The sequence below is a fragment of the Microcoleus sp. K1-B1 genome (genome assembly GCF_036704705.1).
Classification (GTDB): domain Bacteria; phylum Cyanobacteriota; class Cyanobacteriia; order Cyanobacteriales; family Microcoleaceae; genus Microcoleus.
Genome location: NZ_JAUBSH010000047.1, coordinates 38,802 through 50,579, shown reverse-complemented (window position 1 = coordinate 50,579; position 11,778 = coordinate 38,802). Strand labels below are relative to the sequence as shown.

The following is an 11,778-nucleotide window of genomic DNA, read 5'->3' as shown; positions in this document are numbered from 1 at the left end:
GACCTATCTTTTTTTACCACAAGTTGGTCAACACCTCACTCTATCTCGGTTGCGGCGGAGTTGTCACCCCGCCAGGAAATCAGCAGTATTTTGATTCGCTTGCTGGGTAACTGGGTTTATCCCCGTCGCTTGGGGAGAGTCTTTGACTCCGCAGGCGGTTTCATCATGCCGGATACGAATGTCAAAGCACCGGATGTTTCTTTTGTGCGGGCCGCCCGCTTGCGCCAAAGTCCGCGTTATTTTGGAGAACTTGTCCCGGATTTGGTGGTTGAGATTAAATCTCAGAGCGATCGCATTAAGCCTATAGAAGCCAAGGTTTTGAAGTTTATAGAATTGGGTGCGATCGTCGGAATTCTGATCGATCCTGATGAAGAAACAGTGACTATTTATCGCTCTACAGGTGAACCGACAGTTTTAGGAAATGGCGATATCTTAACAGTAGCAGAACTTTTTCCAGGTTGGGAATTGCCCGTTTCGGAATTGTGGCCTCCTATCTTTACTGAGGAAGAAACACAATTCTGATGCGTTTAAGCTTGGGATTGTTGTTGTTGCAGAAAATAGCCGACGAGATAAAGCGAACCGCAAAGGATTGTTAGGTTGTCACCTGCAACAGCAGCATCTAAAGCTGTTGTTAAGTCGGGGAAGGCTTGACAGAAAGTTAATTCGGGGCAGATAATTTGAGCTAGGCTGGCTAATTCTGCGGGGGATGATGAGTTTGGATCGGGTACGGGTACCAGGTAAAGTCGATCGCCCTTTTTGAGTAATGCTTTCAAAATATCCTCGCAGTCTTTAGTCGCCAGAATGCCGATTACCCAGTTAATCGCTGACGGGCGATTGTTCAGGCGATCGACATATTCACGCAGGGCGATAGCTGCGGCGGGGTTGTGCGCGCCGTCAATTAATATATTGCGGTTTTTCCAAGTTGTCTGCTGGAGTCTTCCGGGCCATTGGGTTTTGGCGATACCGTTTTCGATGGCGGTTGGGGAAATTTGCCATCCTTGGTTTTGGAGAATTTGCAAAGTGGCGATCGCAATTGCTGAATTCATTAGTTGAATTTTTCCCAGCAGCGGCAATTGATATTTTATTTTAACCGCATTTTGATTTAACTGATATTCTGCGAATCCTTGTCCTAAATCTATTGCTGGTTTTACCCAAGTTGCTGGACAGTCTAATTCTTGAATGCGTTTTTCTACTACTATTCTAGCTGATTCTGGCAATTCTCCGATAACTGCCGGACATTTTGTTTTAAGAATTCCCGCTTTTTCCCCAGCAATATCGGCGACGGTGGGGCCGAGTATTTGCCAGTGTTCAAGACTGATAGAAGTGATGACGCTAGCCAGAGGTGTTTCGCAAACGTTAGTCGCGTCTAATCTACCGCCCAATCCAGTTTCTATGACTGCGATGTCTGTTTTTTGTTCGGCGAAATACAGCCAAGCTGCGGCGGTGATTATTTCAAATTGAGTGGGAGTTTCGGTGTTGTTTTCGGTAGCGGCAACCACTCGTTCTAGACACTCTTGCAATGCTATTGGGGAAATCGGTTTTTGGTTGATGCAAATTCTTTCTGTCCAATCGATTAAGTGCGGGGATGTGTAGCGTCCAACTACATAGCCTGCTTCTGTTAGTACGGAAGAGAGATAAGCGCAAACGGAACCTTTGCCATTGGTGCCGGCAATGTGGATAATGGGTACTTGTTGGTGGGGGTTGTCTAGTTTTTGGAGAAGTTGGTGAATTCTTTCTAAGCCGAGATGGACGCCGAAATGTTGGTAAGATTGAAGGATGGATTCTGCATTCATTGAGGATGATAAGTTCTGTTTGTGTGTGAATTAGATTTTTTTTATTAACCGCAGAGGGCGCAGAGGGCGCAGAGGGAGAGAAGAAAGAGATAGATATCTAAGAAAAGAGAGGTTTATAATTGATTTTATATTTAATGCGGGTGAAAAAAGGTGGCTTTGGATATTATTTCTCTGTTTTCGGGTTGTGGCGGGTTGGATTTGGGTTTTGGCTTGGCTGGCTTTAATCCGGTTTGGGCGAATGAATATGATAAGTCTATTTGGGATACGTATAATTTCAATCATCCTGAAACTATTTTAGATCGCAGAGATATCAGAAAAATCAAATCTGATGAAATTCCCAAATGTATTGGGATAATCGGCGGGCCTCCTTGTCAAAGTTGGAGTGAAGCAGGCGCTAAACGCGGCATTGATGACAGTCGGGGTCAACTTTTCTGGGAGTATATCAGGATTGTGCGGGACAAGCAGCCTTTGTTTTTTTTAGCTGAGAATGTTAGCGGTATCTTGGCCCCCAGAAACAAGGATGCTTTTACTTATATATTATCGCAGTTTGAGGACATCGGATATCGGGTTTCGTACAAGTTGGTGAATGCTAGAAATTTTGGTGTTCCGCAAGATAGGCAAAGGGTGATTGTTGTTGGCTATCGGGAAACTCTGGGTTTTGGTTTTGAGTTTCCCGAACCTGGAACCGAGGTTTTGACGCTGAAAGATGCGATTTTTGATTTGCAGGCGATCGCGCCTGTGTCAGTTAAGGGTAAATTAGATAATTATCACGATTATGTCCCCAATCACGAATGTGCGGATTTGGGGTTTTCCAGCCTTTATATGTCGCGCAATCGAGTTAGAAGTTGGTCAGAACCTTCTTTTACAATTCAGGCAAGCGGCAGACACGCACCTCTCCATCCTCAAGCTAGTAAAATGATTTTGGTTGGCAAAGACAAACGCATTTTTGACCCCAATTCGCCTCTGCCTTACCGTCGGCTTTCTGTGCGAGAGTGCGCGAGAGTTCAGACTTTCCCGGATGAGTTTATTTTTAAGTACAAGTATATTGCTGATGGATACAAAATGGTCGGCAATGCTGTTCCTGTGAACTTAGCTAGAGTTTTGGCAAGTAAGATTTTTGAGGATATTGTCATAGGGCATCGGGCATAGGGCATAGGGCATAGGGCATCGGGCGGGCATCGGGCATAGTCATGGGTGCCAACTTAAGCCGACTACCTGCCAGTCGCTAGGGAATGAATTCCACGGGGCTTTTAGCGAAAGTCCTCGCTATGAAGACTAATCTCAAATCCGTTGACATCAGAATTATTCATCTCTGTCTTCTCTTCCTCTGTGTCCTCTGTGGCCTCTGCGGTTTAATCATTCCGAATTATCTGTCATTGAAACTTGGTTAACTGACCGAGATTGTGCTGAATCGCATTTGTCCCGCGAATATGAGACAAGGGAGAACCTCCGTACAAAAAACTGTTCAAACTAACTTGATAATTTTGTTGAACTGCTAAATCTAGCCACAAATTGTTAATCGCATCTCCCGGTTTGTAGTCGGGAATGTTGTGCTGATAGTAAGGAAAACTGTCTATACAAGTATTGAAAAAGTTCTTGCGCCCGCAATGCTTTAAATACTGATATCGCGGTTTGAATTCTGTTTGATTTTCCAATACTGTATATATAGTATCTGCGAGAGATTCCGGGTCAAACTTGGCGTAAAGACCCGCACCTTCGGGGAAAACTGGCGAGTTGCCTCTGGCGTATTGGTTGAATTCTTCAAAACAAATTACTGGTACGTTGCAACTCATTGCTTCGGTAATTCCCCGGTTTTTTCCTTCGAGGAGGGAACCGAGGACGAATGCTTGCGCCCGCGAATAATATGTGGGGATTTCGCTGTAGTAGTCAACTCTTGGTACTAAGTTAATGTAGTCCGACGGATTGCTTAAAATTGCCTCGACTTGTTGCCATTCTTTTAATGCGTACTGGTCGAGAGTTTTCAGGTTGCTAGCATCAAATTCGTGGCCGGTGACTACTGTTAATTTTATAGGTTTTTGCGGATATTTTTGGCGGTAAACTTTTAAGGCTTTGGCTATGATTGGCAAATTTTTTTCTTCGGAAATTCGGGCGACGGCTAGCAAGTCGATGTCTTTGGCGGGGACGTTGCGCGGGGAAATTAAGTATTCGTTGATGAAGTCGGTGTCTTGCAGTGGTATGATTGGTTTGTGGGCGCGATCGGGATAAGTTTCGCGAAACCATTTATCCCGCTGCGGGTTTTTGTATAAACTCGAGTAGGCGTCAGCTATCGGGGCCCAGGAGTAGGAGATTCCGGGGGAATAAGCGAAGGATAAAAATACTGAGGAAAGTTGGGGAAATAGTTTGTTGATGAGTTCGACTGCTTCGCTGAAATAAATTCCTTTGATGAAACGCCCTTCGTAAAACAGTGGGGGAAGCAATACGTAGAAACTGACGGTATCGAAGCGGTGGGGTTGGTCTTCAAAGATCTCCCAGGTAAAGGCGTCTAAGTCTGCATAGATTTCGGCGATTGGTTTGTTGATGTGGGGGTTGCGTAAATATGGTTTTTGTCGATCGTAGTTTCCGCGTACCATATAATTCTGAGTGTGAGTATCTAGCTTTTTTTATTTAACCGCAGAGGGCGCAGAGGGCGCAGAGGAGAAGAGAAGAGAGATATTCACAAGTCGTCCACGGGTTTTTCTAGTGATTCATTGTCGCCTATTGTGAGGGCGAGTTGGTAGATTTGGCGGCGGGGGAGGGATGTTTGTTGCGCTAACTGGCGGCTGGCTTGGGAACGACTTATGCCTTCGGCAATTAATGTTTGCAATTCTGCTTTGATGGCGTCTTCGGAAAATATTGGTGAGGCTGTTTGGATGCCGGCAATTACGAGGGTGAATTCTCCCTGGGGTTCGCGATTGGTGTAAAGCTCGATCGCACTTTCTATACTACCACGCCAAAACTCTTCGTGCATTTTAGTTAACTCTCTCGCCAGCACAATCTGTCTGTCGCTTCCCAAACTATTTGCTAAATCTTGTAAAGTTTGCCGCAATCGGTGGGGAGATTCGTATAATATTATAGTGCGGGGTTCTATTTGCAAAGCTTCTAAACTTTGTTGGCGTTCTTGACCTTTTACGGGTAAGAAACCTTCAAATACAAATCTCTCTGTGGGTAAGCCTGATGCAGTTATGCCAACTATGCAGGCGGTCGGGCCGGGAATCGGAATAATGTTAATATTAGCATCGGCGCAAGCTTTGACTAACTCGGAACCGGGGTCAGAAATTCCCGGCATTCCAGCATCGGTGACGATGGCGATATCTTTGCCTAAATGCAGTTTGTCGATGAGTTCGGGGAGTCGCTGGTTTTGGTTGTGTTCGTGATAGCTGATTTGGGGGGTTTTGATTTGAAAATGGTGCAAAAGTTTGCCTGTATGGCGAGTATCTTCGGCGGCGATGAAGTCTACTGTTTGCAAGATTTTGATGGCGCGAAAGGTCATGTCTTCGAGGTTGCCGATCGGGGTTCCTACGATGTAAAGTGTTCCTGTATTGGGATTTGGCTGCATTTTAAGATTGGGATTTTTTAACCGCAGATGGGACACGGGCGGGACGCCCATGCCACATATTTAAGAAGATATGAAAACTGGATTGTTTTTGGGATTGGTGACTTTAGATTTAGTTTATTTGGCCGGGAAGCCTCCGGGTGAAAATCAGAAAGTTGTTGCTTCTGATTGTACCATTGCTGCGGGCGGGCCGGCGGCCAATGCTGCGGTCACTTTTAGCTATTTGGGGAATGCGGCGGTATGGGCTGGGGTTTTGGGCACTCACGCGATCGCCCAATTAATTCGTGCAGACTTAGCGGAGTATAATGTCAGGATAATTGATTTGGAGCCGGGGCGATCGCACTCGCCGCCAGTTTCCTCGATTATTGTAACTGAAGCAACGGGCGATCGATCGGTAATTTCCATCAATGCTACGAAATCGCAAGTTGACAGTCAAACAATTAACCAGGATATTTTAACATCAGTTAGTATTGTACTGCTTGACGGACATCAAATCCCAGCCAGCCAAGAAATAGCTCAACTTGCCAAGTCAAAAAACATTCCCATTGTCCTCGACGGTGGCAGTTGGAAACCCGGATTAGAGGAAATCTTGCCTTTCGTTGAATGGGCGGTATGTTCCGATAACTTTCATCCGCCCGACTGCGACAATTCCGAACAAGTCTTTGCTTACCTCTCAGCAGCCGGAATTCCCAATATTGCCATCACTCGCGGCGAAAAATCAATTTTATACCTCAGCAATGGCACTTACGGCACTATAGAAGTACCTCAAATTCAAGCCACAGACACTTTAGGCGCTGGCGATATTTTTCACGGCGCTTTCTGTCACTACATTTTGCAAAATAACAACTTTACAGATACTCTCACCGCTGCGGCTAAAATCGCTTCCCATTCCTGCAAAAACTTCGGAACCCGCGCCTGGATGAATAAGGCTTAATTTTAAATTAAAATCAACCAAACTATCCGGTTAAAACCCCTCAACGCTAGAAAACTTGAACTAGCAACACTTGTTGAGTTAAAATCCTGACAGCAACCTCGACAAAATTTGTGAACTTCTCTCTTCTCTTCCTTCGCGCCCTTTGCGGCTTCGCGGTTCGTTAACAAAATTGCTATATTAGTAAGACAAGTTAAAGTCACACAAAACACTCCCAAAACAACATACCCGAATCATGGCTGACACCCAACCCCTAACTATCACCCTTCCCCCTTTGCGGATTACCCTAACAGAACAACAGCAAGTTAACCTAGAATGGCTGACACAAAACTTGCCCAATCTACTCACCCCAAGCAAACAAGAACTTCCCGACAATATGAAACAGTGGGTGGCGGCTAACAAATTATTAAATCAACCCGATGCAGAAATCATTCAAGGACTAATAAATACCGGCATAGATGCGGAAACAGCCACCGCAGAAGTTAGGGAAATATCATCTCATCCCTACTTTCAAGCAGGTAGTCAGTACGTGCAGTTATTGCAAAAATTAGAATCGCATCTCAGGATTAGCAATCAATTAGCTGCATTGTCTTCCAAGTTTGGCACAATCGAACGCAAAAGCAGCCTTTCCAGAGAGTATTTTCTCGAAAATTACTATGCAAAAAATACTCCAGTAATTATTACCAATATCATGCACAACTGGAAAGCGTTGCAGTTGTGGACGCCGGAGTATTTGCAAGAAAAATATGGCGATGCAGAGGTACAAATTCAAGCCAACCGCAATTCCGACCCGAATTACGAAATTAAGATAGAAAATCACAAAAAAATTGTTTTGTTCCGCAAATATGTAGAGATGGTGGTCAAGGGCGGGGCTAGCAACGACTACTACATGGTTGCTAACAACAAAACTCTGGAAAGAGAGGAATTTAAATCCCTATTCGACGACATTGAAATTTTCCCAGAATACTTAAATCCAACGGACACAAAAGGCAGAGTTTTCTTTTGGTTCGGCCCGAAAGGCACGATTACACCGCTGCACCATGACCCAGTTAATTTAATTTTAGCTCAAGTGTCTGGTCGCAAACTAATTAAATTGATTTCTCCGCAGCAAACACCTCTGCTTTACAATCACGTCGGTGTTTTCAGCAAGGTAGACGGCGAAAATCCCGATTATGACAAATACCCCCTTTACAGAGATGCAAAAATTATTGAAGTAATTTTGGAACCGGGAGAGGCTATCTTTATTCCGGTTGGTTGGTGGCACCATGTAAAATCCTTGGAGGTTAGTATTTCGGTTTCGTTTACTAATTTTGTGTTTCCCAATTATTATGAATGGAAATATCCTCATATTAATTGGTAATTGCTAATGTATAGCCGTTCTCAGTAACATGAGGTGCTCATAGGGCATAGGGCATAGGGCATAGGGCATAGGACTCGCCCCCATACCTCACCACGCTTGAGAACCGCTATATGGTTCCAAGGGCGGGCACGGGGGCACCGCCCCTACAGAAATCTGCGTTAATCGGCGTTTATCTGCGGTTCAAAAAAAAGAAATTCATGAAAACTCTCGAAGAAATCAGCGAAATTGCCCGATCGATCGCCTGGAGTGCATCAGATATCCTACAATCCTATTATCGGCAGGATTCCAACACTCCTAACCTCGACATCCAAGAGAAAAAAGACGGCCCCGTCACCGCCGCCGATGTCGCTGTCAACTCTTACATTCTCGACGAATTACAGTCGGCTTTAGGGAATACAGAATTTGGCTATCTCAGCGAAGAAACTTACAAATCTTATTTGAAAACCAACGGTCAAATTCCCTTACCTCAAAGTTGGGTTTGGATTATTGACCCTTTGGATGGAACGCGAGATTTTATTGACAGGACAGGTGAATTTGCAGTTCATATTGCTTTAGCGTTCGAGGGAAGACCGGTATTGGCAGTTGTGGCTTGGCCCGAACAGCAAAAGATTTATTACGCAATCCGCGAGGCGGGTGCTTTTATGGAAAGTCGGGACGGTTCTGCGGTCAAATTGCAGGTTTCGGCGCGAAATATAGTGGCCGATTTATCTATAGTAACCAGCCGCAGTCACCGGGACGATCGCTTTAATCAATTGTTACAAAAACTGCCTTGTCAAAATCAACTAGCTGTCGGCAGTATTGGCTGTAAAATTGCGACAATTGTGGAACAAAAGGCTGATGTTTATATTGCGCTTTCGGGAAAGTCGGCGCCGAAAGATTGGGATTTAGCGGCACCGGAATTAATTTTGACTGAAGCGGGCGGCCAATTTACTCGTTTTGACGGTTCTACTTTGCAATATAACCGGGGCGATGTGAGTCAGTGGGGGGGATTGTTGGCGAGTAACGGTTGCTGTCACGCTGCTTTGTGCGGGCAAGCTGATGAGATTTTAGCGGGGATAGATGCGAGTTTGAAGTAAGTACGTCGCCCATAAATATGGTAACGAATAAGTTTTAGGGGCGGGTTTACGAGATAATTGCCTAATACCAATTATCTCGTAAACCCGCCCCCACCATTGCCCGAAAGTCCGCCAGGGCTTGAAACGAACGGCCCAACCGCATCGCATATATGTATCAAAAATCCCGCTCTTAATATTTCAGTCTAATCACACTTGCTATTAAATTTTTTTTGTGTTATGTCATCCACCTTGCGCTCGCTCATCCGTAATATTACTTTATAAATTTCCCCACCTTTATCAAAACTTTAATTACAAAAGTGTTTATAAAGAAAACTTTATATAGATTTTCTGAAAAAACAGTTATTCTTACTACAACCTTCAGAAAGAGTTTCCGATGCAAGTCGCGAAACAGGGGAATCATTGTCTTTTTTTAGCTATTAGTAGGTGCAGTATGCCAAATTTCAATATTCAAGTTTCACCAAGTGCGATCGCCTTTATCGACACTCAAGTAGAAAATTATCAAAGTTTAGTCGCTGGGGTAAAACCGGGTACGGAAGTAGTCGTTTTGGATGGGAACCGGGATGCGATCGACCAAATTACTGATATTTTAGCTCTTCGTACCAATATTGACAGCATTCACATTGTTTCTCACGGTGCTCCCGGCAGCTTGCAATTGGGTAATGGCTGCTTGAGTGCAGATAATGTGGAAACTTATTCCGAGAAATTGCAGCAGTGGCGGAGTGCTTTAAATCTGGGTGCGGACATTCTGATTTACGGTTGTAATGTCGCATCAACCTCTGGCGCTTACCCGAAAGTCCGCCAGGGAATGAATTCCCAGGCTCAAAGCTCAAGTCGGTTGAAACCGACTGCTTACCCGAAAGTCCGCCAGGGAATGAATTCCCTGTCTCAAAGCTCAAGTCGGTTGAAACCGACTGAAAACAACCTCAATAAACAGTCCTCTTCAGAGGACTTTCGCTATGAGACGGGGGTTTCAACCCCCGGCGGTATCGGGGAACAAGCGAGAGATTTGGATGTAGATTTAGATATAGATGGTGTAGCCTTCATCCAACGAATTGCCCAACTCACAAATTCAAACGTTGCAGCTTCCCAAAACCTCACCGGAAGTGTAGCAAAAGGCGGCGATTGGGAACTGGAAGTCAGAACCGGGAAAATAGAAACGCCGCTGGTATTTGAACCCGAAGTATTAGCGGGTTACGAGTACGTTTTGAATAGTTTTGGTGCTGCGACTAATTTTCCCATAACCTATAGTCTCCGTAAAGTTGCCAGTGGGGACTTTAACAAAGACGGCAACCTTGACCTAGCCTTTGCAACCACTGGAGAGGGTCGCAACGTCTCGATCACATTGGGAGATGGCACTGGCAAATTTGGCGCTGCCACTAATCTTAACACCAGCCCGCCGACCTATCTCGCTACCTCGTCTGTCGCTGTAGGCGACTTTAACAAAGACGGTAATTCTGACTTGGTTACGGCTAATAGTGGGCCTAACAACGTTTCTCTCCTCTTAGGAAATGGCGATGGCACTTTTGGTGCAGCCACCTACTTTGGGGTGGGGTCAAGTCCGTATACCGTCGCTGTGGGAGACTTCAACGGGGACGGCAATTCAGATTTAGCTACAGCCAATCAAACCTCTAACAACGTCTCCATCTTGCCCGGTAATGGTAATGGTACTTTTGGCGCAGCTACTAATTTGAGCGTGGGGTCAAGTCCCTATTTTGTGGTTGTCGGCGACTTTAACAAAGATGGCAAGTCAGACTTTGCGACAGCGAACGCGGGTTCTAACAACGTATCCATCCTGTTGCAGAATGCTGATGGCACTTTCGCCCCCGCCACTAACTTTACTGTTGGAAATAGCCCTAATTACATTGCTTTAGGAGACTTTAACGGAGACAATAATCCTGACTTAGCAACGAGTAACGAAGGCGGCTCAAACAACGTATCAATACTGTTAGGAGATGGCACGGGAAACTTTAGTGCAGCGACCAACTTTGCCGTTGGAACACAACCCCTTGCTATTGCTAGTGGTGACTTCAATGCCGATGGAAAAGTCGATTTAGCCACAGCCAACAATTCATCGGGCAATGTCTCCGTCTTGTTTGGAAGTGGCAATGGCAGCTTTGGCACTGCCACTAATTTTGTTGTGGGAACCAATCCCCAAGGTATTGTTGTAGGCGATTTTAATAAAGATGGCTTATCCGATTTAGCTACCGCGAACTTTGGCGGTCAAAACACCTCAATTCTGCTGAATACATCATGTATAAATGGCACTCTTGGTGCTGATAACTTAAGCGGAACCCCTAATCCAGATTGTATCAATGGATTGGCCGGCAATGACATCATCAATGGATTGGCCAGCAACGACACCCTAGATGGTGGCGATGGTGACGATCGTTTAGAGGGAGGCTCCGGAGCCGACCTACTTACAGGTGGATTGGGTCGAGATATTTACGTTGTGGATAATATCGGAGATGTCGTCACTCCTGAACTTCCAAATCAAGGAACCGACATGGTGCAATCTACTGTCACCTATACCTTACCCGCAGAAGTTGAATACTTGACTTTAACAGGCACCGCTGGGGTTAGTGCCACCGGAAATAATTTAGGAAACATCATCCAGGGCAATTCCGCCAATAATACCCTGAACGGATTAGCTGGTGACGACTACCTCCTTGGGATAGATGGAAACGACATCATTTATGGTGGAGATGGTATTGATAATCTAGAGGGAGGATTGGGGGCCGACCAACTTATAGGAGGATTGGGTAATGATCGCTACGGTGTCGATAATGCAGGAGATGTCGTCACTGAACTTGCAAGTCAAGGAATCGACGTGGTGGCATCTAGCGTCACCTACACCTTACCTGCAGAGGTTGAAAACCTTTATCTCAACGGCACCGCTACGATTAACGGCTATGGAAATACTCTACCGAACACTATCACTGGCAACAGCGCTAATAATTTCCTCAATGGCGGTACCGGAGCCGACTCACTTATAGGCGGATTGGGTAACGATATCTACGCTGTGGATAATGCAGCAGATGTCGTCACTGAACAGGCAGCTCAAGGAA

General features: G+C 45.3%; 9 protein-coding genes. 6 read left to right on the top strand and 3 right to left on the bottom strand.

What is annotated here, in order from left to right:
• The coding region (locus QUA83_RS17875; RefSeq protein WP_333294836.1) for a Uma2 family endonuclease at positions 1-522 on the top strand (522 nt) is incomplete at its 5' end.
• Positions 523-527: 5 nt separating this feature from the next.
• On the opposite strand, the gene QUA83_RS17870 is transcribed toward QUA83_RS17875, so the two are convergent.
• Entirely contained in the window at positions 528-1,793 is a 1,266-nt protein-coding gene (locus tag QUA83_RS17870) for a folylpolyglutamate synthase/dihydrofolate synthase family protein (RefSeq protein ID WP_333294834.1), read from the bottom strand.
• A gap of 150 nt (positions 1,794-1,943) precedes the next feature.
• On the opposite strand from QUA83_RS17870, the gene QUA83_RS17865 reads away from it, so the two are divergent.
• Complete coding sequence (locus tag QUA83_RS17865) at positions 1,944-2,942, top strand: DNA cytosine methyltransferase (RefSeq protein WP_333484597.1); 999 nt, start codon at positions 1,944-1,946, stop codon at positions 2,940-2,942.
• A gap of 224 nt (positions 2,943-3,166) precedes the next feature.
• On the opposite strand, the gene QUA83_RS17860 is transcribed toward QUA83_RS17865, so the two are convergent.
• Positions 3,167-4,384, bottom strand: coding sequence for a glycosyltransferase (locus tag QUA83_RS17860; protein ID WP_333294831.1), 1,218 nt, complete (start codon positions 4,382-4,384; stop codon positions 3,167-3,169).
• A gap of 83 nt (positions 4,385-4,467) precedes the next feature.
• Positions 4,468-5,349, bottom strand: coding sequence for a 16S rRNA (cytidine(1402)-2'-O)-methyltransferase (gene rsmI, locus QUA83_RS17855; protein WP_333294829.1), 882 nt, complete (start codon positions 5,347-5,349; stop codon positions 4,468-4,470).
• Positions 5,350-5,419: 70 nt separating this feature from the next.
• Here rsmI and QUA83_RS17850 point away from each other — a divergent pair, with 70 nt between their 5' ends.
• The 4 genes from QUA83_RS17850 to QUA83_RS17835 all read left to right on the top strand — a co-directional run.
• Positions 5,420-6,280, top strand: a complete 861-nt coding sequence (locus QUA83_RS17850) for a PfkB family carbohydrate kinase (RefSeq protein ID WP_333294827.1) — start codon at positions 5,420-5,422, stop codon at positions 6,278-6,280.
• 232 nt (positions 6,281-6,512) lie between these two features.
• A complete protein-coding gene (locus QUA83_RS17845) occupies positions 6,513-7,637 on the top strand; it encodes a cupin-like domain-containing protein (RefSeq protein ID WP_333294825.1) in 1,125 nt (374 codons plus the stop codon).
• Positions 7,638-7,834: 197 nt separating this feature from the next.
• The gene (locus tag QUA83_RS17840; RefSeq protein ID WP_333294824.1) at positions 7,835-8,713 is read left to right on the top strand and encodes an inositol monophosphatase family protein; all 879 of its coding nucleotides are present in this window, start codon (positions 7,835-7,837) and stop codon (positions 8,711-8,713) included.
• A 430-nt stretch (positions 8,714-9,143) separates the two neighbouring features.
• Positions 9,144-11,778 (top strand): DUF4347 domain-containing protein (locus tag QUA83_RS17835; protein WP_333294822.1); only part of this gene is annotated, 2,635 nt, incomplete at its 3' end.

Excerpts from the sequence above, each read along its gene's own strand:
- QUA83_RS17870 (WP_333294834.1), bottom strand. The coding sequence starts at position 1,793 with ATGAATGCAGAATCCATCCTTCAATCTTACCAACATTTCGGCGTCCAT.
- QUA83_RS17850 (WP_333294827.1), top strand. The coding sequence starts at position 5,420 with ATGAAAACTGGATTGTTTTTGGGATTGGTGACTTTAGATTTAGTTTAT.
- QUA83_RS17840 (WP_333294824.1), top strand. The coding sequence starts at position 7,835 with ATGAAAACTCTCGAAGAAATCAGCGAAATTGCCCGATCGATCGCCTGG.
- QUA83_RS17845 (WP_333294825.1), top strand. The coding sequence starts at position 6,513 with ATGGCTGACACCCAACCCCTAACTATCACCCTTCCCCCTTTGCGGATT.
- rsmI (WP_333294829.1), bottom strand. The coding sequence starts at position 5,349 with ATGCAGCCAAATCCCAATACAGGAACACTTTACATCGTAGGAACCCCG.
- QUA83_RS17860 (WP_333294831.1), bottom strand. The coding sequence starts at position 4,384 with ATGGTACGCGGAAACTACGATCGACAAAAACCATATTTACGCAACCCC.